Source organism: Actinosynnema sp. ALI-1.44, from assembly GCF_001984155.1.
In the GTDB taxonomy this organism is placed as follows: Bacteria; Actinomycetota; Actinomycetes; order Mycobacteriales; family Pseudonocardiaceae; genus Kibdelosporangium.
Map to the genome: position 1 here is coordinate 35,094 of NZ_MTQO01000025.1, position 24,173 is coordinate 59,266.

Genomic DNA, 24,173 nt, shown 5'->3' on the forward strand with positions numbered 1-24,173 from the left:
CCAGACACACTGACCGCATGCGCATACTCGTGGTGGACGACGACAGGGCTGTTCGTGAGTCCCTTCGGCGGTCGCTGCAGTTCAACGGATACCAGGTGGAAACGGCGAGCGACGGCCAGCAGGCCCTGGACACGATCAAGAGCGGTGGCCGGCCGGACGCGATGGTGCTCGACGTGATGATGCCGAGGCTGGACGGGCTCGAGGTGTGCCGCCAGCTCCGCAGCACCGGTGATGACCTGCCGATTCTCGTGCTGACCGCACGGGATTTGGTCTCCGACCGGGTAGCCGGTCTCGACGCGGGGGCGGACGACTACCTGCCGAAGCCCTTCGCACTGGAGGAACTGCTGGCCCGGCTGCGTGCCCTGCTGCGGCGCACCGCGGCCGACGCGGTCGCGGCCGAGAAGCAGGAGCCGTCGCTGAAGTTCGCCGATCTGGAACTGGACCCCGGCACCAGGGAGGTCCGCCGCGGCGAGCGGTCGATGAGCCTGACCCGCACCGAGTTCTCCCTGCTCGAACTGCTGCTGACGCACCCGAAGCAGGTGCTCACCCGCAGCCGCATCCTCGAGGAGGTCTGGGGATACGACTTCCCGACGTCCGGCAACGCGCTGGAGGTCTACATCGGTTACCTGCGGCGCAAGACCGAGGCCGCCGGTGAACCGAGGCTGATCCACACCGTGCGGGGCGTCGGCTATGTGCTGCGGGAGACCCCGCCGTGATCTTCGCGCCGCACGACCATGGGCGCAGGCAACGCGTATCGCTGAGAAGTCGAGTCACCCTCCTGGCCGCGATCTGCGTGGCCGGTGCGGTGGCGCTCGTCTCGCTCGGGGCGTATCTGACTGTCCAGCAGAACCTGTACGCCCAGGTGGACGACAACTTGAAGGCCCGCGCCAGCAACGCGTTGAACGGACGCCCCGGCCTTGACGTGCGCAACAACAACCAGACCACGATCAGCGACCTGGCGCTGGCGTTGAGCGACGTGAAGTTCACGATCATCGACGAGGACGGCACCCAACTGATCCCGCAGGCGGGGATGGCGAGGTTCCCCATCGGTGACGAGGAACGCGAGGTCGCCGAGGGGGTGCGCCTCGACGGGTTCCACACGGACCAGAAGACCGACTACCGGATCTACTCGCTGCGGATCAAGGTGCAGGACGAGCCCGGCGCACTGGTCGTGGCGCAGCGCCTCGGCCCGACCAAGCAACTGCTCAATGACCTGGCGCTGGTGCTGGTGCTGATCAGCGGCGCCGGTGTCGTGGTCGCCGCGCTGGCCGGGACCGCGGTCGCGCGCACCGGTCTGCGACCGGTGGAGCGGCTGACGCGGGCGACCGAGCGCGTGGCCAGAACCGGTGACCTGCGGCCGATCCAGGTGAGCGGTGACGACGAGCTGGCGCGGTTGTCGCACAGCTTCAACACGATGCTCGGCGCGGTGTCCGACGCCCGCGACCGGCAGCGCAGCCTGGTCGCCGATGCCGGTCACGAGCTGCGGACGCCGCTGACTTCGTTGCGCACCAACCTGGAACTGCTGATGGCCTCCGAGGCGCCCGGCGCCCCGAAACTGTCCGATGAGGACAAGGCGGAGATCCAGGACGACCTGCGCGGTCAGCTGGACGAGCTGACCACGCTGATCGGCGACCTGGTCGAGCTGGCACGCGAGGAGGGCACGCAGGCGGCGTGGGAGCCGGTCGAGCTGGTCGAGGTCGTCGAGCAGGCGCTCGACCGGGCCCGCCGCCGCGCCGGCGACATCGAGTTCGACGTGTCGCTGACGCCGTGGCGGCTGATCGGCGACGCGGGCACGTTGGAGCGCGCGGTGCTGAACCTGCTGGACAACGCGGTGAAGTTCAGCCCACCGGACGGGACGGTCCGGGTGCGGCTGGGGTCCGCGGGCGACGGGTTCGCCGTGCTCGAAGTGGCCGACCAGGGCATCGGGATCGCCGACGAGGACCTGCCGCGCGTGTTCGACCGGTTCTACCGTTCGCAGGAAGCCCGAACGCTGCCCGGTTCCGGGCTTGGCCTCGCGATCGTGCAGCAGGCGGCGTTGCGGCACGGCGGCGAGGTGCTCGCGGGCCGGTCGCCGGAGGGTGGCGCGCTGTTCAGCTTGCGGCTGCCGGGTATGCCGGGGTGACGGACTATCGTTGCCCGGCATGGCGGTTGACGCGATCGAAAGCAAACTCGACGAGATCCAGCAGTGGGCGGCGGGACGGCCGGTCGACCGCGACGAGCTGAGACTGGTGCTGGAGCTCGCCCGCGACCACCTCGGGCACGAGCAGCCCGGTGCGTTCACCGAGGGCGACATCGACGAGCTGCTGCTGGAGGTCTACCCGAGCCGGGTGCTCATCCCGAGCGAGGCCGACGCCGTGCACATCGTCGAGACGGTCCGCGATCTGGTCGACTTCCTCGACGAGACCACCGAGTCCTACGACGAGATGCAGACCGAGTTCGCGGACGCCGTGCCGGAGTTCTTCGAGGTTGTCCGGGAGAACCTGCCGGCGACCAACGGCCTCGTCGACCTGCTGGAGGAACTCGGCCTGCCCGCCGACCAGCTGCCCGGTGTCCGGTTGCCCGGCGAGGACGAGCTGCTGGCCGCCGCGCGGCGCAGCGAGCTGCTCGCCAAGGCGTACGAACTGGCCGAGTGGAGCGGGGACGGCAAACCGATCGACCCGGAGGCCGAACTGCTCACCGAGCAGGCCGCTGCCGACGCGGCGGCCGTGCTCGGCATCGACGACCGGCTCGATCTCGTGGTGCTGCAGGACTTGGCGGAGTTCACCGGGTTCGCGTCGATCGAGTCCGGGTCGTTCGCCCGCGGTGTGCGGTTCGAGCAGTGGCCGGACGGCGACGAGGTCGACGAGATCTGGCAGAGCGGGTTCGTCTCGATGCTCGGGTTCGTGCTCGACCGCGCCGCGGACGTGTACGGGTACGAGATCGATTTCAGTGACGTCGCACCGAATCTGCTGATCATGCTGTTCCTGGCGCGGGACATCGGTGTGCCGCGCGAGGAGATCAGCGACGTGATCCACGAGCTGACCGAGCCGGAGTGGCACGGTTACGTCGACGCGCATGGCGACCCAGCGGACCTGCTGGTGCGTGTCCTGACCGGGCTGGGCGCGGTCGAGGTGGTCGGTGAGAACGTCCGTTACACGCCGTTGGCGCTGAACGCCGTGCGGGAGCAGATGATCGCGAACGGAGTCGACGTCCCGCTGCTGCCCCCGGTCGAGGAGATGACCGCCGAGGACCTGGCGTCGCTGGCGGTGGTGTTGCAGAACGCGGAGATGCGGTCGGAGGTGTCCGCGTGGCTGGCGGTCCGCGAAGTCGTGCCTGCCGCGCGTGAGCTGCTTGCCGTCGCGGCAACCGGTTCCGGGCGGGTGCGGGTGTGGGCGACCAACGCCGTGACCGAGCTGGGCGACGACGTCAAGCAGGTCTGGCGGGAGGCGCTGGACGACGAAGTGCTGCGGCCGTATGCGAAGTACGTGCTGGCCGAGGCGGACCTCGAGGTCGCCGAGCTCGGCTGGATCACGATCGACTCGCTGTCGTTGTTCGTGGAGGCCGCCGAGCAGGGCGTGCTCGACGAGACGCACCTGTTGGCGCAGTTGCTGCCCGCCGGTCGCGAGGAGGAGCTGCTCGACGCGATGTGGCGGCTGCCGCACCCGGAGGTGGTCGAGGTGCTGCACCTGGTCGGCACGCACCACCCGGACAAGAAGGTCGCCAAGTACGCCCGCAAGGTGGCGCACAAGGCGACGACGTTCCACACGAACAGCTGAACGCACTGGTGATCGGCGCCGCCGCGGGACAGCGGTGCCGATCGCCAGTGCTGGTGTTCAGTTGTCAGTCCGGCTGGCCGACCTGCGTGTTGGTCAGGTCGAGACCGATCGCGAAGTCCGCGCTGTAGCCGCTCCCGCTGGCCACCGGGTTCAGCACCATCTGGGCACCACCGCGCAGGTAGATGGAGTCCCTGTTGTTGGTGGTGTCCGCGGGGCCCTTGCGTGCGTACGGCTGGGTCCGCAGGTAGGCCGCGCCGAACTGGGTTGTGAAGTACAGCTGGGAAGTGAACTCGTACGGACGGCCGTTGGCCCCGGTCGTCCGGATCTTGATGTGGATGTGCAGGGTCCTGCCGGTGTACCAACCGGGCAGGATGGTGATGAACTGAGCCTTCCCCTCTGTGTTGGTGTTCTGGTAGCCGCGCAGGAAACGGCGACCGGAACTTCCCTGTGAAGGGATGTCCGAGTAGAGCCCGAACGCGTCGCACTGCCAGATGTCCACCATGGCGTTGGGCAGCGGCGTGCACTGCCCAGGGCGGACCGACTGGACGGTGAAGTTGAGCGTCAGGGCTGTGCCCTCCGAAGGCCGACCAGTGGACGGGTCGGTCCGGATGTCGGACCTGTTGAGCCTCCTGTCGACGAAGTAAGGACCTTCCATCTGCTCCGGCTTGACCACGCAGTCCAGTGCGCAGACCTCGGGGCCGCCGGAGGTGTCGGTGGCGCTCGCCACGGGAGATCCCGCGACCGTGAGCGTCGCACCTGCGGCGCCGAGCAGGATCAGCGCCTCCCGTCGGCCGATGATCCTGCCTACCGGCTCGTCGTCGTCGTGCATGGAGTTTCCTTTCGCGCATGTGGTGGGAATGCGCGGTGAGCGGGGCTCGGGTGCAGGGGAACCACGCACCACGGACTGTCCAAGATCCGTCGCTCGCTGTCGAGGCGGATTCACCCGGGTGCAGTCATTGCGAAACGCTATTCGCCGAACTGATAGCTCGGGTGTTTCAGTCGCTGACCTTGATCTTCTTCATGGTCAGGTGGGAGATCACCCGCGCGACGCCGGGGATGCCGATGATCTTCTCGGTCTGGAAGTGCTCATAGGCCTCGTGGTCGGCGACGAGCACGCGCATGTGGTAGTCGGGTGTGCCGAAGAGCCTGCGGAACTCGATCACCTCTTCGTAGCCCGCGATGGTGGTTTCGAGGTCGGCCAGCGTCTTCTTGTCGCTGATGGCCACCTCGATCGAGACGATCACCTCCAGCGGCCTGCCGGTGGCCGCCGGGTTGATCCGCGCCCGGTAGCCCGTGATCACGCCCTGCTCCTCCAGCCGCTTGACGCGGCGCAGGCAGGGCGGCGGGGTGAGGCCGACCCGTTCGGCCAGTTCGACGTTGCTCAACCGGCCGTCACGTTCGAGGTGGAACAATATTTCACGATCAATGGCATCGAGTACATATTTATTGCCCACCCGGGGACGCTAGCACAATAATTCGACATCGGGTGCGGCTCGCGGCGTCCTAGCATTGCTTGCATGACTGAAGTGGACGCGTGGCTGGAACACCGGGCTGACGAGATGGCCGATCTGCTCGTCCGGCTGATCGCTGTCGATTCCGAGAACCCGCCGGGACGAGCGCTTGGCCGGTGCGCTCGGCTGTTGAGCGAGGCCATGGACGGGCTCGGCCTCGCTCCGGAGATCATCCCGCTCGACGCCGAGCGGGACCTCGATGAGCCGAGCATCGTGCGTGGCACAGTCGGCAGCGGCGAGAGAATCCTGTACTTCCACGGGCATTTCGACGTGGTGCCCGCGCAGCGCCGTGCGCAGTTCACCGCGCGGCGTAGCGACGGCAGGATCATCGGCCGGGGGAGCGCGGACATGAAAGGCGGCATCGTCAGCATGCTGTACGGTGCCGCCGCTGTGCGGGAATCGTTGGCGGACGGGCGGATCGTGATCCACCTGGTCTGCGACGAGGAGACCGGCAGCGTCACAGGCGCTGGACATCTCCGGCGGAGCGGCATGATCGACCCCCGCGCCCTCGCGATGGTCACAGCGGAACCCAGCGGCGGCCGCATCTGGAACGCCGCGCGTGGTGCGTTGTCGTTGAAGGTCGCCGTACGGGGCAAGGAAGCCCATGTGGGACAAGCGGACCGTGGCGTCAACGCGTTCCATCACATGCTGCACATCGCCCGGCCTGTGGAGGCATACGCCCGTGAGATGGCCGTGGAACAGTCCATGGTCGTGCCCGGTGGCCTGTTCGGCGGTGGTTCGAACTTCAACGTCGTGCCCGGCGACGCGTACTTCACCATCGACGGCCGTTACCACCCGCGGGTGGATCTCGACCGGGAACTCGAGCGGCTGACCGGAATCATCGGCCAAGCCGCCGACGAGATCGGTGCGGACGTCTCGATCGAGGTGACACAGCAACAACCTCCGGCCCACACTGACCCCACCCACCCCGCGGCCGTCGCGTTGGCCGAAGCGGTCGGGGATGTCGAAGGTGCTCCCGCTGCTTTCGAACTGTGCGAGGGGATCCTGGAGACCCGGTGGTACGACCAGGTCGGCATACCGGCGTTCGGGTACGGCGCTGGGCTGCTGGACGTCTCCCACGGCCCCGACGAGTACGTCGACGAGGCCGCCATGCGCCGGTGTGCTGCCGTGTACGCGCGATACGCCGACCTGATGCTGGGGTGACCCGTTCATCGGTAGCGTGCTGGATACGGACGAACGCGGCGCGTGGACCGATCGCCTCGCGCAAGGCCCGAGACTGAATCGACAGGTTGTTCTCATCCAAATCCCAGCCGGGATCCCTAGGTTCGCTCCTGTGTCCCCCTTGGGTCGAAGAGCCGTCCTCGGTGGCTACCTGGTGGCCGCGATCGTGCTCGTAGCGCCAACCCCGGCGAAGTCGGCCGCCCCGTCCGACCCCGCAACCGCCGTGGCAGTGGCACCACCGGTGCCGGTCGCGCCCTCCCCCGAACCAGTGGAACCATCCGAGGAACCGCTCACGCAACCACCACCGGCGACCAATTACGCCGCTGTGATGGTTGACGCGGCCCGCGCGGCCGTGCCCAAGGGGGTCACCTACGGCATCTCGGTGCTGGACCTGCGGACCGGCCAGTTGGCGGTCGCGGGCGTCGAACAGTTCTATTCGGCGTCGTTGAGCAAGCTCATGCTCGTCGTGGACATGCTCGACCGGGACGTCGAGCTCACGCCGACCGTGCGCACGCTGATCGATCGCGCGCTCGGGCCGAGCGACGACGACGCGATGAACTCCTTATGGGTCAGGTTCGACGGGCCCGAAGCGATGTCCCGCGTAGCCGCCACGCTCGGAATGGTCGCCACCGAGGCGTCCGACGACCCCAGCCAGTGGGGCGAGGTGAAGGTCTCGCCTGCGGGCTATACCCGGTTGTACCACCACATCCTGACCGAGATGAGTCCCGATGACCGGGACATCATCGTGTCCGCGTTGTCGGCCGCGCCGCCTGTCGCGGCCGACGGGTTCACCCAGTACTTCGGTCTGCTGGGCGGCCCGCTCGACGCGTACGCCAAACAGGGCTGGATGTACTACGGCAACAAGCTTTACCTGCATAGTGCCGGGGTCGTTGGCCATTTCGTCGTCGGGCTCATGTCGAGCCAGACGCCGTCGGCCGGGGTGGCCCGCGCCAACCTCTCGTCGATCGCCGCTGCCATGTCCACTGTGGTCGATCAGGGGACGAAGTAGCGCGGCACGGGTTCGCTCAGCAACCGCCGTGTCGTTTCCAGGCCCCAGTCGTCGAGCTGGTCGATGGCGTCCGACGAACCACGCAGCCCGCCGAACCGCGACACGTGCTCAGCCCACTCCTCGCGGCGCTCGATCCCCGGCCTGGCAACGAGGCAGTCCGGGTCGTTGACCCAGAACCGCCCGTGCTGGAACGCCCGCGACTCGCCGTTGAGCACCGCACCCCACTGGCCAGGCATGGAGATGTCACCGTCGACGGGCATGTACGTCGGTGCGATGTCCGGGCTGACGCGCATCGCGTCCACCAGGCCGATCGACGGCAGTTGCGGCGCGCCGCAGCCCAGCAGGTACGCGTCGGGCCCGATGGCGTCCCTGATCAGCCGCACCGCGTCCCGGTACGCCTGGATGGGCGGCACGTCGGCGTAACGCCTGCCGGGCAACGCTCCCGCGTAGGTGAAGTCGATCTTGTGGAAGTCGATGCCCCACTCGCGGAACGTCCGGAACACCGTGCTCAGGTACTCCGCCGCTCCCGGGTGCGTGCTGTCCAGCGCGTACAGGTCCTGGTCCCAGTTGTGGCCCGCGTTCACCGGTGAGTCGTCGTGGTCGCGTACCAGCCAGTCCGGGTGTTCGTCCGCGACGCGAGACCGTGCGCCGACGAGGAACGGCGCCGTCCAGATACCCGCGCGGCGGCCTGAATCCGTGATCCGCCTGAACAGTCCCGGCACGTCGGCGAAGTCGCCGTGCGGCACCAGCCAGTCACCGAGTTCCGCCTGGTAGCCGTCGTCGACCTGGACGACGTCGACCGGCAGCCGATCCATCACGGCCAGGTTCGTGTCCACATTGGCCTCGGTGACCTTGGTGAAGTACTGGTACCAGGAGCACCAGATCGTCGGCGCCTGCCGGGGCGCGGGCAGCCCGAGCGAGGCCACGACCGAGTCCGCCCAGCGGGCCAGCGCCTCCTGGACGGACCCGTCGTGCGTCTGGACGACGACGTCCTCCGCCGCGGTCACGACAGCTCGACCGTCCACGATCGACACGTCGATGGCCGGGACCGAGTTCACCGGATCGGCCGACGCGATCACGTGCACCGGGCCGTCGCCCGGGTCCACGGCGACGAGTCCCTCGCCGCGGTAGACGTCCGGCGCGGGCAGGGATTCCGCGCGCCACGCGCCGATCCGCCGGTTGTCCCCCGACGGCCGGTGCGGCGGTGTGCCGGGCCGGTACGACGTGGACGGCGACCAGGACTGCCAGCCCTGTTCGTGGACGACGGCACGAGTGGGGTCGATGGGGATCTCGGCCACCGGTCGCACAGGTATCAGCCTTTCGTCGATCCGAGGGTCAAACCGCCGACGAACTGCCGCTGCAGCGCGAAGAACACCACCAGGCACGGCAGCGCGACCAGCAGCGACCCCGCGGCGAGCAGGTTGTAGTCGGTGAAGAACTGGCCTCTGAGGTTGGACAGCGCCGACGTGATCGGCATCTTGTCCCCGGTCTGGATCAGCACGATCGCCCAGAAGAAGTCGTTGTAGATCCAGGTGAACTCCAGCGTCGCCAGCGCGCCGAGCGCCGGGCGGCACAGCGGCAGGATGACCTGCCAGTACTGCCGGAACACGCCCGCGCCGTCCACCCGCGCGGCCTCGGTCAGCTCGGTCGGGATCGTCTTCATGTAGTTGCTCAGCACGAACGTGCAGAACCCGACCTGGAACGCGATGTGGATCAGGATCAGCCCGAGCTGGGTGTCCAGCAGGGTTTCCTTGTAGTTGAGCCACTCCGGCACCGGGATCAACCGGAACAACCGGTACAGCGGCGTGATGATCACCTGCTGCGGCAACAGGTTGCCCGCGGTGAACAGCATCAGCAGCGCCAGGTTGAACTTGAAGGTGAACCTGGTCACGCCGAACGCCACGAACGAGCTGAACAGCAGGGTGATCAGCAGCGCCGGGATGGTGATCAGCAGCGTGTTCCAGAAGTAGTTCGGCAGGTCCGCGGTCTGCCACGCCTTGCCGAAGTTGCTCAGCGTCAGCTCGCTCGGCAGCGAGAAGTAGCCGTTGGCCGCGGTGTCCTCGTACGTGCGCAGCGACGCGAACACCGTCCACAGCAGCGGCGCCAGCCACACCAGGCACACCACGATCAGGAACGTGTGCAGCGCGATCCGGCTGGCCCGCAGCCGCGCGTTCTTCTTGTCCCGCTCCCCACCGCTCGTCTTCCTCACGGGTGGCCGGTCCAGCGTCGTGGTCACGAGCGTTCCTCCCGACGGAAGACCTGCACCAGATACGTGATGATGAAGCCGAGCGAGATCACCAGCAGGATCACCGCGAGCGCCGAGCCCCAGCCGATCCGGCTGGACTCACCGATGATGTTGTCGGTGATCAGCACGGAGACCAGTTCCAGCCCGTTTCGGCCGCGGTTGATCGCGTACACGATGTCGAACGCCCGCAGGCCCTCGATCACGGTGATCACCAGCACGATCACGTTGATCGGCTTGAGTACGGGGAAAGTGACCTGCCAGAAGGTCTGCCAGCCGGTGGCGCCGTCGAGCGCCGCGGCTTCCTTCAGCGACGGGTCGAACGACTTCAACCCGGCCAAGTACAGCAGCATCACGTACCCGGTGTGCTTCCAGCCCGCGGCGATCAGCACCGCGTAGATGTTGATGTCCGAGTCACCGAGCCAGTCGACCGGGTTGGACTGGGAGATCCCCAGCAGGTTGTTGACCAGGCCGAGGTTCGGCTCGTACATCAGCTGCCAGATGAAGCCGACCATCGCCAGCGCCAGCACCACCGGCAGGTACAGGATCGACTGGTAGATCCTGGTGAACCTGAGCTTGCGGTCCAGCAGCACGGCCAGCAGCAGGCCGAAGCTGGTCGGCAGCACGATCAGGAACGCCAGCCAGACCAGGTTGTGCTGCACCGCGGGCCAGAACCGCGGGTACGCGGTGAAGATGTCGACGTAGTTGCGCGTGCCGACGAACTCGATCTGGTCGAGGTCGCCGATGCCGTCCCACGAGGTGAACGACAGCAGCACGGAGGACAACGTCGGCACCCACACCAGCGCCACGTGCACCAGCGTGGGGATGCCGACCATGAGCAGCAGCACGATCCGATCGGCCCCGGACAGCGCCGTGGCCCGGCGCCGCCCCTTTCTGCGAGGCGGCGTCGGGTCGACGCGTGGCGTGTTCTCGAGAACAGTCATCACTTCTGGAAGTACTGCTTGGCCTGCGAGGCGATCTTCTTGACCAGGCCGTCGACGTCGCCCGGGTTCTTGATGAAGTCGTTCACGCTGTTGATCGCGACCTCGCTGGCGAAGCCGGGGTCGGTGTCGCGGTCGAGGAACTGCGTGATGTGCTTGGCCTCGTTGACGAACTTCACGCACTTCTGCTGGAGCTTGTTGTACGCGGCCGAGTCCGCCTTGCTGCTGGCCGCGATGCTCGTCGGGTCCGACTTCAGGTACGTCTGCTGGGCCTGCGCGGTCGAGAAGTAGGTCAGCAGCTTGTCCGCGTCCGCCTTGCTGCGCGGCTTGACCGCCTGGCAGAAGCCGTCGATCGGGGCCTCGATGGTGTCCTGGCCGTGCGCCGGGTTGATCTCGGGGAAGGCGAAGAAGTCGAGGTCGTCGAGCTTGCCGCCCGCGCTGAACTGCTGGCCGATCTGCTGCGAGCCGACCACCATCATCCCGGCCTCGCCCTTGAGCACCGACTGCGCGGCCTCCTGCCAGTCCCGGCCGAGCGAGTTGGGCTGGTAGAACTCCATCAGCCGCTTCCAGTTGTCGAAGGTGTCGCGCACCTTCTGGCCCGCCCAGTCCTCCTTGCCCGCCATCAGGTCGACGTGGAACTGGTAGCCGTTGGTCCGGAAGTTGATCTGGTCGAACGTGCCCAGCTGCGGCCAGCCGTTCTTCTGCCCGGCGGCCATCGGGGCGATGTTGTCGCCCTTCATCTTCGTGGCGAGCGCGATCAGCTCGTCGAACGTCTTGGGGACCGCGTAGCCCTTCTGCTGGAAGACGCTCGGCCGGTAGAACACGGCCCACGGGTAGGAGTAGAACGGCACGAAGTACTGCTTGCCGTCGTTGCCGGTCGAAGCTTCCTTCTGCGCGGGCGTGTAGTTGCCCTCCAGGGTCTTCCACAGCTCGGAGATGTCGCCGACGAGCTGCTTCTGCGCGAAGAACCGCAGCCGGAAGCCCGCGAACCACGACCACACGTCGTCCGCGCCGGACTGCAGGTACGAGTTGATCTGCTGCTGGAACGCCTCGTGGTCCTTGGTGTTGGTGTTCACCTTGATGCCCTGCGCCTGGGTGAAGGCCTTGAGCACCTCCTCGAGCGCACTCTTGGGCACCGCGTCGGAGTAGTTCGAGCCGAGGCTGACGGTGCCCGTGCCGCCACCGCCGCCGGAGGACCCGGAGTCACCGCAGGCGCCAAGGCCGGGGACGGCCGCGAGACCCATGGTGGCGAACAGACCCTTGATGGCCGTTCTGCGTCCGATCGTCGCATCGATGCGGTTCATACTGTCGCTCCAAACCCACGGACTCAAACAAGAGTGCTCACAATCTTGTATTGGTCCGACGTCCTGTCAAGCCCCGTTACGGACCTGTTAACCCCGTTGGACCGGCATTGTGCAGGTAGAATCGTTTCTGTACCGGTGATCGGGCGCCACCTTGCCCGACCGAAGATCCAACATCTTCGGTCGGGTCGGATGTTTGAGTATGTTGTGTTGTCGCCTATGCTCTCGGTGACCGGCATGGGGCTGGAAGGGGTGTGCGGTGCTCGCGCGGCAGCGGCAGGCGATGATCCTCGAAGAGGTCAAGAAGACAGGGGCGGTCCGCGTCAGCGACCTGGTCGACCGGCTGGGCGTGTCGGACATGACCGTGCGTCGGGACCTCGAGGTGCTGTCCCGTCGCGGCCTGGTGGAGAAGGTGTACGGCGGCGCGACCGCGGTCGTCGGCCGCAGCACCGACGAGCCCGGCTTCGAGGCCAAGTCGGTCCGGCAGCTGCCGCAGAAGGAAGCCATCTCCGCGCTGGCCGCGACCCTGGCCAAACCGGGCACCGCGATCGGCCTTTCGGCGGGCACCACCACGTGGACGCTCGCCAGGTACCTCGACGACGTGCCCGACCTGACCGTGGTCACCAACTCCATCCGCGTCGCCGACGTCCTGCAACGCACCGGGCGTTCGGACAGGACAGTCGTGCTGACCGGGGGCGTGCGCACACCGTCGGACGCGTTGGTCGGTCCGGTTGCGGTGCACACGCTGAGGTCGTTGCATTTGGACATGGTGTTCCTCGGTGTGCACGGGATGGCGGCGGGACCTGGTCTCACGACGCCGAACCTCAACGAGAGCGAGACCAACCGCGCGCTCGTCGAAGCCGGCGGACGGCTGGTCGTGCTCGCCGACCACACCAAATGGGGGACCGTCGGGATCTCCACCATCGCCGACCTCGAGGACGCCGATGTGCTGGTCACCGACGACGGGTTGAGCCAGGAAGGCAGGGAGTTCCTGGCCGAGCGCGTCGGCGAGCTGATGATCGCCGAAGTCGACGAGGACGGGATGTCCGACACCGGAGGGGAAACCGCGTGAGGCGCACCGCGACCCGGCTGGCCGACGGCCGGGAGATCGTGTATTTCGACGACACACCGGACGCGCCGGACCGCACCGCGACCGACACCAGAGACCTGCCCCCGTTCCACCCGGCATCGGAGATCCGCCGCGACCCGCTGACCGACGAGTGGGTGGCGATGGCCGCGCACCGCCAGACCCGGACGTACAAGCCGCCGGTCGAGACGTGCCCGCTGTGCCCGAGCGCGCCGGGCAGGCCGACCGAGATCCCCGAGTCCAGCTACGACGTCGTGGTCTTCGAGAACCGCTTTCCGTCGTTCTCGCACATGGCCAACGGTTCCGAGCCGTCCACTGTGGAAGGGGCGGACCTGGTGCCGCGCGCGCCGGGCAACGGCCGCTGCGAGGTGGTCTGCTTCACCTCCGACCACAACAGCTCGTTCGGCGAGCTCAGCGTGCCGCGGATCCGTACGGTCGTCGACGTGTGGGCGGACCGGACCGAGGCGATGTCGGCGCTGCCGTACGTGGCCCAGGTCTTCCCGTTCGAGAACCGCGGCGAGGAGATCGGGGTGACGCTGAGCCACCCGCACGGCCAGATCTACGGCTACCCCTTCATCACCCCGCGCACCGAGCGGATGCTCGAGGTCGCGTCGTCCTACCTGGACAAACACGGCCGCCCGGTGATGGCCGACGTGCTCGCCGCCGAACGCGCGGCCGGGACGAGGGTGATCGAGTCGTCCGAGCACTGGACGGCGTTCGTGCCCGCTGCCGCGCGCTGGCCGGTCGAGGTGCACGTCGTACCGCACCGGCAGGTCCCCGACCTGCCCGCGTTGACCGGTGCCGAGCGAGACGACTTCGCCAGCCTGTACGCCCGTGTGCTCAAGCACCTGGACTCGCTGTACGAGCGCCCGTTGCCCTACATATCGGCGTGGCACCAGGCGCCGGTGCGGGAAGGCCGTGACCTGGCCTGGCTGCACCTCGAGGTGTTCTCGGTGCTGCGGACCAAGGACAAGCTGAAGTACCTCGCCGGGTCCGAGTCCGGGATGGCCGTGTGGATCAACGACGCGACCCCGGAAGCGGTGGCCGAACGGCTCAGAAGCGCCTCTTGAGAGAAAGTGCGGACAAGTCCAAGGTTCGTCTCAGGCGGTTCTCAGGAGTGGACGGCAAGCTGGGTGCATGACCGAGAACACCCCCGGCCCGCAGGAGCCGCGGCAGGATCCCCAGGACGCCTACTGGCGGCCCCAGGACCATGCCCAGCAGCAGCCGGCTCAGCCGGAGCAGGCCCAGCCGGAGGCTGGCTCCGGGCAGTGGGCCGCCCACCAGACGGCTCAGTTGCCGGGGCAGGAACAGTCGCAGGTGCTGTTCGGGTCCGCGGTGTCCGGTCAGGGCCAGCCAGGCGTGTACGTCCCGCCGACGACAACGCAGACGTATCCCACGCCGCCGCACCCGCCACGACGTGCGGGTGGCCTGGTGGCCGGGGTCGCTGTGCTCGCACTGCTCGTGGGTGGTGGCGCGGGAGCCTTCGGCGGTTACCTCGTCGCGGACCACAACGCGTCGACCGCGCCCTCCTCCCTGGACGCGCCGAAGCCCACCGCGCAGGCCACGGCCAACGCGCCGGACGGCACGATCGAGGCCGTCGCGAACAAGCTGCTTCCCAGCGTGGTCCAGCTGCGTACGCAGAGCGGCGAGGGGTCGGGCTTCGTGATCCGCCAGGATGGCCTGGTCGTCACGAACAACCACGTGATCGAACAAGCGGTCAGCGGTGGTTCGCTCAAGGTCGTGTACCAGGACGGCCAGATAGCGGACGCCACGGTGATCGGCCGTGACCCGTCCTCCGACCTGGCGGTCGTCCAGTCCAAGGGCGTGTCCGGCAAGACACCGGTCACCCTCGGCAGCTCGGAGAACCTGAAGGTCGGGCAGGCCGTGGTGGCGATCGGCTCGCCGTTCGAGCTGTCCGGCACGGTCACGTCCGGGATCGTCAGCTCGCTGCACCGGCCGACGAGGGCGGGCGGCGACAACGGCTCGGAGGCGACGGTGATGGACGCGATCCAGACCGACGCCGCGATCAACCCGGGCAACTCGGGCGGGCCGCTGGTGAACATGGCCGGCCAGGTCGTCGGCATCAACTCGGCGATCTACAGCCCCGGCAGCTCGGGCCGCCAGCAGGGCGGATCGGTGGGGATCGGGTTCGCGATCCCGATCGACCAGGCCCGCCGGACGGCGGACGAGATCGTGAAGTCCGGCAAGGCGACCCAGACCGTGCTCGGCGTGAAGGTGCAGACCGACCAGAACGGCGGGGCGAAGGTCAGCGAGGTCTCGCCCGGTGGCGCGGCCCAGGCGGCGGGAGTCGCGGCGGGCGACGTGGTCACCAAGCTCGACGACCGGCGGATCGACACGTCGGACGCCCTGGTGGCAGCGGTCCGCTCGAAGGCACCTGGCGACAAGGTCACGCTGACCATCGGCAACGGAACCCGGACGGTGACCGTGACACTCGGCGGTCAGCCAGTCCCAACGAACTGACAGAAGAACGCTCGGCCGTTGCAGGCGGCCGAGACCAGCTCTCCTCCGCTGGAGCCCGGCTTGATGCAGGGCAAGCCAGGGCCCCGCGAGGAGACACCGGTGGTCACGACCGGCGTACGGCAGGGAACCTCCCGGTCGTGACCCCATCAACTTCCGGCCAGTCGGGTAGGCCGGAAACCACCGATTTCTCGGGGAGATCGGTTCCCGGCTCTCTGCCCCAGAGCCGGACAGATGCTTGAGCCGCACGAGACGGGTACCCCCTCATCCGTCGCCGTGCGGCTCAGGCATTTCCGCCGCGCGGTGCTTCCAGGCCATGCTCGTCAGCACCGCGGCCCACACCACGCCCAAGCTGATCGCGAGGCCGAGCCAGTAGTCCCGGTCGTGCAAGCCCGGATTGACGGGTACTCGAGGTTGCCACAGCAGGGGAATCGCGATCAGCACCAGGATCCCGGAGACCACCGCACCTGTCTTGACCGGCCCTTTCACCGCCAGACCGAGCAGCCCCACGACCGGGGCGAGCAACAGGTCGTGCAGGATCGGCCCGGCCAGGAACCACGCGCCGAACTCGACGATCCGCGGGACCCGCAAAGCCGGCGACGCGCCCCAGGCCATCAGTGCCAATCCGGCCGCGCCGAGCAGAAGCCGTGTCTTCACAGCACCTCCAGCCGCGTGACGGATCAGGCAGCGGATCACGGTGCAGGGCACGGCGGATGACTGGCAGCTTCACCGCGATGTGCACCAGGATCGACCCCACGGCGACCCAGGCGACCGCGTAGTGCGCGTCGGGGAAGTAGAAGCTCCACAGGTAGTTCTGGCCGACGTTGAGGATCCCGGTCACCAGCTCGAAGAACGCCGCGCCGGACAGCACCAGGACGGAACCCCGTTCCAGCGCGTGCGGCAACGACTTCACCAAGGGGCGCTCGAACAGCTTCGGGTACACCGACCACAGTTTGGCCAGCAGCAACGGAATCGCCGCGACACCCGAGATCACGTGCACGCCCTGCGTGATCCGGTACAGGTTCACCGGGCGCGACGGCCAGAAGAACCACGGCGGCGGGTGCTGGATCGCATGGCTGATCAGCCCGGTGACGAAGCAGGTCAGGAACGCGATCCCCAACCACAGGCCGATCCGGGACGTGGCTTTCTCGTGGTGTGCCGCGCTGCGGAACCTCATCGCGGCACCAGTTCCGTGAACCAGCGGTCGCCGCCCTCGGCGATCCACCTCGTCGCGAACCCGGCCTTGGCCGCGGTCGACGCCACCGCGTCCGCGCCGACCCACGCCCACGGGAACCACGTACCCGAGCCGTTCACGCGGACGGGTTCGTGCCGCAGGCCGGTACCCGGCGGTTCCAGTTCAGCCAGGACCTTGCCCGAGCCGGAGACCAGCCGTCGGACCCGGCGCAGCAGCGCGACCGGGTCGCCGCCGATCCCGATGTTCCCGTCCGCCAGCAGCACGCTGTGCCAGCGCCCTTCGCCGGGCAGCGCGTCGAAAACGTTCCTCCGCAACGCGACCGCGCCGCGCGCGAGGGTCAGCGCGACAGCCACGGGGGGAGACGTCGACGCCGAGCACTGGTAGCCCCCGGGCGGTCAATGCGCTGGTCAGGCGGCCTGGGCCGCAGCCGACGTCCAGCGTGGGGCCCGCGCAGTGGGCGAGCAGCATCTCGTCGCTCGGTTGCGTGGCACGCCATCGCTGCACCGGCAACGTCACTCGGTCGCCGTTGGGCAGCTCCAGCCAGCACTCGGTGCCCTTCAACGCCACGTCGAAATCGCTCACCGCGCTGCCACCGCCGCGGCGAACCGGCCACTCGTCTGGCCGGCCACCCTGGTCGCGTCCGCCATCGTGTCCACGTCCGACAGCACAGGCAGATGGCCGATCCGAAGGTGGCTCAGCGCAAGCCAAGTACGCCTTCCGGTGTCTGGCTGGGACATCGGGACGTCTCGCAACGCCGCTGCCTCATGGGGATCTCGCAACCCGAGCGCCCACCAGCCACCGTCGGACGCGTGCCCGAGCACGCCGTCCAACTCCTCAAGACGTTCGATCGCGCCTGTCAGCAGCGTCGGCGTCACCTGGGGCGTGTCCATTCCGATCTGCAGCACCGGCCCGAGCGCGGCGACGTCAGCGTGCGCGTTGGCCAGACGATCGGCGAAAGTGTTGCCGCGTTGCGGGATCACTGTCGTACGGGCAAGAGCGTCGGTCAGCTCCTGTCGTCTGGCCGCGCGCCGGAGGTCGCCGGTGAACGCCACGACCGGTGTCACGTCAGGCACAGCAAGGACGGCGTCCAGGGTGTCGAGCAACGCCGCCGCTGCGATGTCGGCGGCCTCGTCGGGAGTGGCGGGTGGGCAGAGCCTGGTCTTGGCCAAGCCAGACACCGGAGCCTTGGCGATCACGAGCAGGCACGTCATCGCAGCACTCCCGCCATGTCACGAACAGCGCGCAGGGTTCCCTTGACCGAGCCGGACACCTTGGACTTCGTCCCGGCGGCGCGCGCTCTGTACGCCACGTCGTGCTCCACTACGCGCCATCCGCTCCTGTTGGCTCGTACCAACAGTTCCAGCGGATAGCCGAAGGCGCGGTCCTCGACGCCGAGGGCGAGCAGGCTGGCACGATCGGCCGCGCGCATCGGCGCGATGTCCCTGACCGGCAGGCCACGGCTCCTCAGCAGCGCCGAGAGCAGGGTGTTGCCCGCTTTGGCGTGCCACGGCCAGACTTCGCGGCTCACCGGAACCCGCCGGGCGACCGCGAGATCGGCGCCGGTGCGGACGCTGTCCACCAGGCGCGGCAGGTCGCGTGGATCGAGCGAGGCGTCCGCGTCCATGAAGCACACCAACTCCGACGTGGCGCACTCCAGTCCTGTGTGGACAGCGGCGCCGTATCCCTTGCGCGGCTCGTGGACCACCTTGGCGCCCAGTGCCGCGGCGATTTCCGGTGAGCCGTCGGCCGACCCGTTGTCCACGACGATCGCCCGGTACCCATCGGGCATCGCGCCAAGGACCTCGGGGAGCGCCGCTGCCTCGTCGAGGCACGGCAGCACGACATCGATCACGTCCATGACTCGGAAGTAAAGTCTATGATGGATGGTGATGAACCCGTTGTGGCGCTTACCGAATTGTGACGCCTGCGGACATCTTACGGAGTTGTGACGGCACGCGGATCCGTGTGGCAGGCCGGTTCGGCTCCCACTACGGTTCGGCCTGTGTCCCGCGCTGTCAGAATTCGCGGCGATGTGGTCGCGCTCGCCCTGTTGCTCACCGCCATCGCTGTCGGTTTCGGTTTCGGCATCCGGTTGTCCGGAAGCGAACACTTCCCCGGAGCGCCGGACACCTTCGGCGAGTGGCCCGTCCTCGGTGAGTGGATGCCCCACGTCGGCATCGGCACGCCCCTGTCGATCATGGTCGCGATCGCGGTCGTGGCATGGGGTCCTGGTCTGGCGACAGGGCTGCGCTGGCGCACAGCCCTGTCGCTGGGCTACGCGACCAGCGTCGGTTGGATTCTGTCGTTGGCGTTGATCGACGGCTGGCAACGCGGCGTCGCCGGGCAGCTCACCAGCCAGGACGAGTACCTGAGCGCGGTGCCCGGGATCAGCGACACCGGAGACTTCCTGCGGACGTTCACCGGGCGGATACTGGATTTCCAGCCGGATTCGCTGATCACGCACGTCGCGGGTCACCCGCCCGGTGTCACTCTCGTGTTCGTCTGGCTGGACCGGCTCGGCCTGTCCGGTGGCGGCTGGGCCGCGATCCTGTGCGTCCTCGTCGGCGCGCTCACGGCGGTCGCCGTGCCGGTTGCCGTTGCCGCGCTCGGAAAACCCGAACTGGCACGGGCCACGCTTCCGTTCATCGTGCTGTTCCCGGGCGCGGTGTGGCTGGGTGTCTCGGCGGACGCGCTTTTCGCCGGGGTCACGGCGTGCGGGATAGCGCTGCTCGCACTGCGGACCGAGGTGTCCGCCCTGGTCGGCGGGGTGCTGTTGGGCTTCGGCGCGTTTTTGTCGTACGGGCTTGCTTTAATCGCCGTGGTGGCGTTGGTGGTGTGCGTCTCGACCCGGAGCTGGCGGACTCTCGGGCTCGGGGTGCTCGCGGCCTGCGCTGTCGTGGCGGTCTTCGCGTGGGCGGGGTTCTGGTGGTTCGACGGCTATCACCTGGTCGTCGAGCGGTACTACCAGGGCATCGCGAACGACCGGCCGTACTGGTACTGGGTGTGGGCGAACCTGGCGAGCCTCACGCTGGTCATCGGGCCCGCGGTGGCTGCGGGGCTGCCGCGTGCCTGGCGGTTGCCGTTGGTCGCGGCCGCGATCGCGGTGCTCGTGCTGGCGGACGTCTCCGGGCTGTCCAAATCGGAGGTCGAACGGATCTGGCTGCCGTTCGCCGTCTGGCTGGTGCCCGCGGCCGGGTTCCTGCCACACCCGCGGCGGTGGCTGGTCGCGCAGGCGGCGACGGCCCTTATGGTGAATCACTTGCTGCTGACGAACTGGTGAGGACGATGAGCGAACAGGGCCACGTGCTGGTGGTCGACGACGACGAGACGGTCCGCGACGTCGTCCGGCGGTACCTGGAGCTGGCCGGGCACGAGGTGACCCTCGCCGGGGACGGCGAACAGGCGCTGGAACTGGTCGCGCGGTCCGAGCCGGACCTGATCGTGCTCGACCTGATGCTGCCGGGCATCGACGGCCTCGAAGTGTGTCGCCGGATCCGGCAGCGCAGCGCGGTGCCGGTGGTGATGCTGACCGCGCTGGGCGAGGAGGAGAACCGGATCGCGGGGCTGCAGCTCGGCGCGGACGACTACGTCACGAAACCGTTCAGCCCCAGGGAATTGGCGCTGCGGGTCGGCTCGGTGCTGCGGCGTGCCCGAGCCGTGCCCACCCTGCCTGCGAACCAGGTCGTGTCGGACGGGGACCTGACGCTGGAGGTGGGCGCGCGCAAGGCCCTGCTGCGCGGCACCGAGCTGTCGTTGACCACGAGGGAGTTCGACCTGCTGGTGTTCCTGCTCACCAACGCGGGCACGGCGTTCTCCCGGGTCGAACTGCTGGCCAAGGTGTGGGGGTGGGACTTCGGCGACCAGTCCACTGTGACCGTCCATGTGCGACGGTTGCGGGAGAAGATCGAGGCGAACCCGGCGAAACCGGTCCGGCTCGCGACCGTGTGGGGAGTGGGATACCGCTATGACCGCGCCTGACGTGATCGACTCGTCCGAGCCGTTCAGCGCGATGGTCGAGCACGCGCTGCACATCCTGCCTGTCGCGCTCGCGTTCACCGTGCCCGTCACGATGATCGGTGTCCTCGCGTTGTACCTGCTGCGCAAGGGGCGCCTCGCGACGAACCTGACTGTGCTCGTGCTCATCCCGGTGGCCGCTGTCGTGGTCGGTGTGCTGGGGGTCAGCGGGTTCATGTTCAACACGACCCTCACCACGATGCTGCTGGTGTGCCTGCTGGTAGTGGTCGTCACGCTGCCCGCGGCGATCCTGCTCGGGCGGATGATCGCGGCCCGTAGCGTGTGGGAGCGGGAGGCACGCGAGCGGGAGCGTGCGGCCGAGGCGTCCCGGCGTGAGCTGGTGGCGTGGATCAGCCATGACCTGCGGACGCCGCTCGCCGGGATCCGGGCGATGGCCGAGGCGCTGGCCGACGGCGTGGTGGCCGAGCCGCGTGAGGTCGCCGGGTACGCCAACCGGATCGGCGGCGAGACACGCAGGCTGTCCGGCATGGTGGACGACCTGTTCGAGCTGTCCAGGATCACCGCGGGCGCTCTGGAACTGACGCTGTCCGAGGTGGCGTTGCAGGACGTGGTCAGCGACGCGCTCGCCGGTCAACGGCCGGTCGCCGACCGCAAACGGGTCCGGCTGGTCGCCGACGCGCGTGAATGGCCGGTGGTGCTCGGCAGCGACCCCGAGCTGGCCCGGATCGTGCGCAACCTGGTGTCGAACGCGATCAGGCACACCCCGCCGGACGGGACGGTCGCCGTCCAACTCGGCGTGGACGGCACGAGCGCGGTGCTCGCCGTGGACGACTCGTGCGGCGGGATTCCCGAGCAGGAGCTCGAGCGGGTGTTCGACGTGGCCTTCCGCGGCAGCGCGGCGCGCACGCCCGCGCCGCGTGGTGACGAGCCGGTCGGCGCCGGACTGGGGCTGGCGATCGCGAAAGGCCTGGTGGAAGCGCATCGGGGCCGGATAACCGCGCACAACCACGGCCCCGGATGTCGCTTCGAAGTACGGCTGCCACTCGCGGTCTAACCGTGGTGCGGCGGCTTGTTGCTGAGGTACCAGTCGTCGTCCCGCTTGTCGTCGGGCTCCGCCTGGCGCTCGTCCTTGGTCGTCTCCGGCATGACGTCGCCGAAGATCTCGTCGATCCTGCGGCGCCGTTCCTCCGGCGTCAGTTCCCGTCCCATCCCGACAGCTCCCCGATCACGTAGGGGACCAGCGAGGACAGCGTCGCCATGCCGTCGCGGACCGCGGCCCGCGAACCGGCCAGGTTCACCACGAGGGTGCTGCCCGACACGCCGACGAGGCCACGCGAGATGCCCGCGTCCACGGCACCGGCGGCCAGGCCCGACGAGCGCAGCGCCTCGGCGATCCCGGGGATTCGCTTGTCCAACACGCCCTGCGTGGCGTCCGGTGTGACGTCACGCGGCAGCAGGCCCGTGCCGCCGACCGTGACGACGAGGTCGACGCCACCGATCACGGCGGTGTTCAACGCGTTGCGGATGTCGACGACCTCACCGGCGACCGCGACCGTCCCGTCGACGATGAAACCGGCCTCTTCCAGCAGTTCGGTCACCAGTGGACCCGGTGAGTCCTCGTTCTCACCGTGCGCGATCCGGTCGTCGACGACGACGATGAGAGCCCTGCCCAGCCGCTGCGCGCTGCGTTCCATGGGCCTAAACATATCCGTTTCCAGATCTGACCGTTCTATGACGTCTGGCCCGCGAGGGCGGTGCCGGGGTGATAACGGCCATAGCGTTGCTCGCATGCGCGTATTGCTTACCGGCGGCGCCGGGTTCATCGGGTCCCATATCGCCGATTCGCTGACTGAGCGCGGGCACGAGGTGGTGGTCCTGGACAACTTCTTGCCACAGGCACACTCGGTTGTTCCTGAGTGGACGTCCGGCGTCGTGCGCGGTGACGTGCAGGACCTCGAGCTGGTGACACGGTTGTTGCGCGGTGTGGACGCGGTGTGCCACCAGGCCGCTGTCGTCGGCCACGGCCTTGACCCGTCGGACGCGCCGCTGTACGCGCGCAACAACGACCATGGAACGGCCGTCCTGCTGGCCGCCATGCATACGGCCGGGGTCCGCAAGCTCGTGCTCGCCTCGTCGATGGTCGTATACGGCGAAGGGCGGTACACGTGCGCGTTCCACGGGGCCGTGCGGCCAGGTCCGCGCCTGGTCACCGACCTGGAAGCCAGTCGCTATGAACCCACTTGCCCTGTTTGCGGCGATTCACTGCTGTCGGAGTTGATCGACGAGGACGCGCCACTGGACCCGCGCAGCACGTACGCGGCCACCAAGGTCGCCCAGGAACACCTCGCCTCCGCGTGGGCTCGTCAGGCTGACGGAGGCGTATGGGCGTTGCGGTATCACAACGTGTACGGGCCACGGATGCCTCGTGACACGCCATACGCGGGCGTCGCGTCTCTGTTCCGTTCGGCGTTGCAGCGTGGCGAAGCACCAACCGTGTTGGAAGACGGCAAGCAACGCCGAGACTTCGTGCATGTCCGAGACGTCGCCATGGCCAACGTGTTGGCGTTGGAAGCTCCCGTTTCCGGCTTCGTGCCAGTGAACGTGTGCTCGGGCGTCCCGCACACCGTCGGTGAACTGGCCTACGAACTCGCTGCCGCGTACGGCGGACCTTCGCCGCGGATCGTCGGCGGCGCGCGGTCCGGCGATGTGCGGCACGTGGTGGCATGTCCGGCGCGGGCACGCGCCGTCCTCGGTTATGCGGCCGAAGTCGGGTTCGCCGAAGGTGTGCGGGCGTTCGCTACCGATCCGCTACGCGCTTGACCTTCGCCCGGAACGCGCGGCGCGCGATCGGGCCGAGGTCGTCGACGACTTCGACGAGGGCGGCCAGTTGGTCGAGCGTGTCCAGCGCCTGCGTCGCTCCCTGCGGGTCGACGCCTTCGTAGAGCTCGAGACCGATGAACGCCGCCGAGATCGCCTTGGCGAGCCCCTTCGTGTCGACCAGGCCCTTCGCGGGCGACTCCGCCAGTACGCGGGCCAGTACACGCTCGATCGCGTCGATCCACAGCCGCAACGCCGCCCTGGTCGCCTCGGCGAGGGACTCGTCGTTGCGCGAACCGGCCAGCATCTGCGCGAGGACGGTCACGTTGCCGGCTTCGGACTGCTTCGCGTGCAGGTCGCGGCCGACCGCGAGGAGCTGCTTGAGGGTGCCGACCTTGTCCAGTTCCGGCTGGAACCGCGCGACCAGCGCCTCGGCGTGCGCCAGGCAGGCCGTGCCGAGCAGGTCGTGCACGGTTCCGAAGTGGTAGAAGACAAGCGCCTGGTTGACGCCTGCGGCACCTGCGATCGACCGGGCCGAGACACCGCTGATGCCCGCTGTGCGCACGGTTTCGATAGCTCCGTCGATCAGCTTGCGCCGGGTGTCAGCCACGCCTCATTCTCTCGCTTCCTCCCGGCGCTCCGGCGGGGGTCCAGCCGGTCCCCTCTTCCGGCTGGGCCCC

The 24,173-nt window shown here is 68.4% G+C and carries 25 protein-coding genes and 2 pseudogenes; 12 read left to right on the plus strand and 15 right to left on the minus strand.

Features of this window, described 5'->3' with window-relative positions; all coding sequences use genetic code 11:
* The first annotated feature begins 17 nt into the window (after positions 1 to 17).
* Genes ALI144C_RS02670 through ALI144C_RS02680 form a run of 3 tightly spaced genes read left to right on the plus strand, consistent with a single transcriptional unit; the run spans position 18 to position 3,755 of the window.
* A complete protein-coding gene (locus ALI144C_RS02670) occupies positions 18 to 716 on the plus strand; it encodes a response regulator transcription factor (RefSeq protein WP_076985381.1) in 699 nt (232 codons plus the stop codon).
* Positions 716 to 2,122, plus strand: coding sequence for an ATP-binding protein (locus ALI144C_RS02675; RefSeq protein WP_441297526.1), 1,407 nt, complete (start codon positions 716 to 718; stop codon positions 2,120 to 2,122). Before ALI144C_RS02670 ends, ALI144C_RS02675 begins: the two co-directional genes overlap by 1 nt.
* A gap of 19 nt (positions 2,123 to 2,141) precedes the next feature.
* Positions 2,142 to 3,755, plus strand: a complete 1,614-nt coding sequence (locus ALI144C_RS02680; protein WP_076985383.1) for a hypothetical protein — start codon at positions 2,142 to 2,144, stop codon at positions 3,753 to 3,755.
* A 64-nt stretch (positions 3,756 to 3,819) separates the two neighbouring features.
* Here the strand turns inward: ALI144C_RS02680 and ALI144C_RS02685 are convergent, their stop codons facing one another.
* Positions 3,820 to 4,584 (minus strand): dioxygenase family protein, encoded by a 765-nt coding sequence (locus ALI144C_RS02685; protein ID WP_076985384.1) that lies wholly within the window; start codon positions 4,582 to 4,584, stop codon positions 3,820 to 3,822.
* A gap of 166 nt (positions 4,585 to 4,750) precedes the next feature.
* Positions 4,751 to 5,209: an Lrp/AsnC family transcriptional regulator gene (locus ALI144C_RS02690; protein WP_076985385.1), complete on the minus strand. Its 459-nt coding sequence runs from the start codon at positions 5,207 to 5,209 to the stop codon at positions 4,751 to 4,753.
* Positions 5,210 to 5,272: 63 nt separating this feature from the next.
* Here ALI144C_RS02690 and ALI144C_RS02695 point away from each other — a divergent pair, with 63 nt between their 5' ends.
* Together ALI144C_RS02695 and ALI144C_RS02700 are read left to right on the plus strand one after the other, a co-directional pair.
* Positions 5,273 to 6,430, plus strand: coding sequence for a M20 family metallopeptidase (locus ALI144C_RS02695; RefSeq protein WP_076985386.1), 1,158 nt, complete (start codon positions 5,273 to 5,275; stop codon positions 6,428 to 6,430).
* Positions 6,431 to 6,560: 130 nt separating this feature from the next.
* A complete protein-coding gene (locus tag ALI144C_RS02700) occupies positions 6,561 to 7,457 on the plus strand; it encodes a hypothetical protein (RefSeq protein ID WP_143230358.1) in 897 nt (298 codons plus the stop codon).
* Here the strand turns inward: ALI144C_RS02700 and ALI144C_RS02705 are convergent.
* Genes ALI144C_RS02705 through ALI144C_RS02720 form a run of 4 tightly spaced genes read right to left on the minus strand, consistent with a single transcriptional unit; the run spans position 7,442 to position 11,944 of the window.
* Positions 7,442 to 8,764: a glycoside hydrolase family 36 protein gene (locus tag ALI144C_RS02705; protein WP_202818834.1), complete on the minus strand. Its 1,323-nt coding sequence runs from the start codon at positions 8,762 to 8,764 to the stop codon at positions 7,442 to 7,444. The two genes, ALI144C_RS02700 and ALI144C_RS02705, sit on opposite strands and share 16 nt — an antisense overlap.
* Before the next feature lie 5 nt (positions 8,765 to 8,769).
* Positions 8,770 to 9,693, minus strand: coding sequence for a carbohydrate ABC transporter permease (locus ALI144C_RS02710; protein ID WP_083752647.1), 924 nt, complete (start codon positions 9,691 to 9,693; stop codon positions 8,770 to 8,772).
* Positions 9,690 to 10,643: a carbohydrate ABC transporter permease gene (locus ALI144C_RS02715; RefSeq protein ID WP_076985425.1), complete on the minus strand. Its 954-nt coding sequence runs from the start codon at positions 10,641 to 10,643 to the stop codon at positions 9,690 to 9,692. The genes ALI144C_RS02710 and ALI144C_RS02715 overlap by 4 nt, the downstream gene beginning before the upstream one ends.
* Positions 10,643 to 11,944 (minus strand): ABC transporter substrate-binding protein, encoded by a 1,302-nt coding sequence (locus ALI144C_RS02720; RefSeq protein WP_076985388.1) that lies wholly within the window; start codon positions 11,942 to 11,944, stop codon positions 10,643 to 10,645. The genes ALI144C_RS02715 and ALI144C_RS02720 overlap by 1 nt, the downstream gene beginning before the upstream one ends.
* Positions 11,945 to 12,200: 256 nt before the next feature.
* On the opposite strand from ALI144C_RS02720, the gene ALI144C_RS02725 reads away from it, so the two are divergent.
* The 3 genes from ALI144C_RS02725 to ALI144C_RS02735 all read left to right on the plus strand — a co-directional run bounded on the left by ALI144C_RS02725 (position 12,201) and on the right by ALI144C_RS02735 (position 15,509).
* Positions 12,201 to 13,013, plus strand: coding sequence for a DeoR/GlpR family DNA-binding transcription regulator (locus tag ALI144C_RS02725; RefSeq protein WP_143230359.1), 813 nt, complete (start codon positions 12,201 to 12,203; stop codon positions 13,011 to 13,013).
* Positions 13,010 to 14,098: a galactose-1-phosphate uridylyltransferase gene (galT, locus tag ALI144C_RS02730; protein WP_076985389.1), complete on the plus strand. Its 1,089-nt coding sequence runs from the start codon at positions 13,010 to 13,012 to the stop codon at positions 14,096 to 14,098. Before ALI144C_RS02725 ends, galT begins: the two co-directional genes overlap by 4 nt.
* A gap of 67 nt (positions 14,099 to 14,165) precedes the next feature.
* Positions 14,166 to 15,509 (plus strand): S1C family serine protease, encoded by a 1,344-nt coding sequence (locus tag ALI144C_RS02735; protein ID WP_076985390.1) that lies wholly within the window; start codon positions 14,166 to 14,168, stop codon positions 15,507 to 15,509.
* A gap of 261 nt (positions 15,510 to 15,770) precedes the next feature.
* Here the strand turns inward: ALI144C_RS02735 and ALI144C_RS02740 are convergent, their stop codons facing one another.
* From ALI144C_RS02740 to ALI144C_RS02760, 6 genes and pseudogenes are all read right to left on the minus strand, one after another.
* Complete coding sequence (locus ALI144C_RS02740) at positions 15,771 to 16,163, minus strand: hypothetical protein (protein ID WP_076985391.1); 393 nt, start codon at positions 16,161 to 16,163, stop codon at positions 15,771 to 15,773.
* Between the two features lie 13 nt (positions 16,164 to 16,176).
* A pseudogene (locus tag ALI144C_RS57185) lies at positions 16,177 to 16,683 on the minus strand (molybdopterin-dependent oxidoreductase); the annotation flags it as partial.
* On the minus strand, positions 16,680 to 17,054 hold the full coding sequence (locus ALI144C_RS58860) for a hypothetical protein (RefSeq protein WP_441297527.1): 375 nt from the start codon (positions 17,052 to 17,054) through the stop codon (positions 16,680 to 16,682). The gene ALI144C_RS58860 and the pseudogene ALI144C_RS57185, both read right to left, overlap by 4 nt.
* Positions 17,055 to 17,085: 31 nt before the next feature.
* Positions 17,086 to 17,169: pseudogene (locus ALI144C_RS58865) on the minus strand (SAM-dependent methyltransferase); the annotation flags it as partial.
* Between the two features lie 110 nt (positions 17,170 to 17,279).
* Entirely contained in the window at positions 17,280 to 17,912 is a 633-nt protein-coding gene (locus tag ALI144C_RS02755; protein ID WP_076985392.1) for a TIGR04282 family arsenosugar biosynthesis glycosyltransferase, read from the minus strand.
* Complete coding sequence (locus tag ALI144C_RS02760) at positions 17,909 to 18,559, minus strand: glycosyltransferase family 2 protein (RefSeq protein ID WP_076985393.1); 651 nt, start codon at positions 18,557 to 18,559, stop codon at positions 17,909 to 17,911. The genes ALI144C_RS02755 and ALI144C_RS02760 overlap by 4 nt, the downstream gene beginning before the upstream one ends.
* 144 nt (positions 18,560 to 18,703) lie before the next feature.
* Here ALI144C_RS02760 and ALI144C_RS02765 point away from each other — a divergent pair, with 144 nt between their 5' ends.
* Genes ALI144C_RS02765 through ALI144C_RS02775 form a run of 3 tightly spaced genes read left to right on the plus strand, consistent with a single transcriptional unit; the run spans position 18,704 to position 21,730 of the window.
* Positions 18,704 to 19,981 carry a hypothetical protein gene (locus ALI144C_RS02765; RefSeq protein WP_237773930.1) on the plus strand — a complete coding sequence of 426 codons (1,278 nt, stop codon included), beginning with the start codon at positions 18,704 to 18,706 and terminating at the stop codon, positions 19,979 to 19,981.
* A 5-nt stretch (positions 19,982 to 19,986) separates the two neighbouring features.
* Positions 19,987 to 20,679, plus strand: a complete 693-nt coding sequence (locus ALI144C_RS02770) for a response regulator transcription factor (protein ID WP_076985429.1) — start codon at positions 19,987 to 19,989, stop codon at positions 20,677 to 20,679.
* On the plus strand, positions 20,666 to 21,730 hold the full coding sequence (locus ALI144C_RS02775; RefSeq protein WP_441297524.1) for a sensor histidine kinase: 1,065 nt from the start codon (positions 20,666 to 20,668) through the stop codon (positions 21,728 to 21,730). The genes ALI144C_RS02770 and ALI144C_RS02775 overlap by 14 nt, the downstream gene beginning before the upstream one ends.
* Here ALI144C_RS02775 and ALI144C_RS54040 read toward each other — a convergent pair.
* Entirely contained in the window at positions 21,727 to 21,885 is a 159-nt protein-coding gene (locus ALI144C_RS54040) for a fructose-1,6-bisphosphatase (RefSeq protein WP_143230360.1), read from the minus strand. The genes ALI144C_RS02775 and ALI144C_RS54040 overlap by 4 nt on opposite strands.
* Positions 21,870 to 22,370, minus strand: coding sequence for a MogA/MoaB family molybdenum cofactor biosynthesis protein (locus ALI144C_RS02780; protein WP_033383400.1), 501 nt, complete (start codon positions 22,368 to 22,370; stop codon positions 21,870 to 21,872). The genes ALI144C_RS54040 and ALI144C_RS02780 overlap by 16 nt, the downstream gene beginning before the upstream one ends.
* A gap of 94 nt (positions 22,371 to 22,464) precedes the next feature.
* Here ALI144C_RS02780 and ALI144C_RS02785 point away from each other — a divergent pair, with 94 nt between their 5' ends.
* Positions 22,465 to 23,496, plus strand: coding sequence for an NAD-dependent epimerase/dehydratase family protein (locus tag ALI144C_RS02785; RefSeq protein ID WP_076985394.1), 1,032 nt, complete (start codon positions 22,465 to 22,467; stop codon positions 23,494 to 23,496).
* On the opposite strand, the gene ALI144C_RS02790 is transcribed toward ALI144C_RS02785, so the two are convergent.
* Positions 23,474 to 24,103, minus strand: a complete 630-nt coding sequence (locus ALI144C_RS02790; protein WP_076985395.1) for a TetR/AcrR family transcriptional regulator — start codon at positions 24,101 to 24,103, stop codon at positions 23,474 to 23,476. The genes ALI144C_RS02785 and ALI144C_RS02790 overlap by 23 nt on opposite strands.
* Positions 24,104 to 24,173 lie beyond the last annotated feature (70 nt).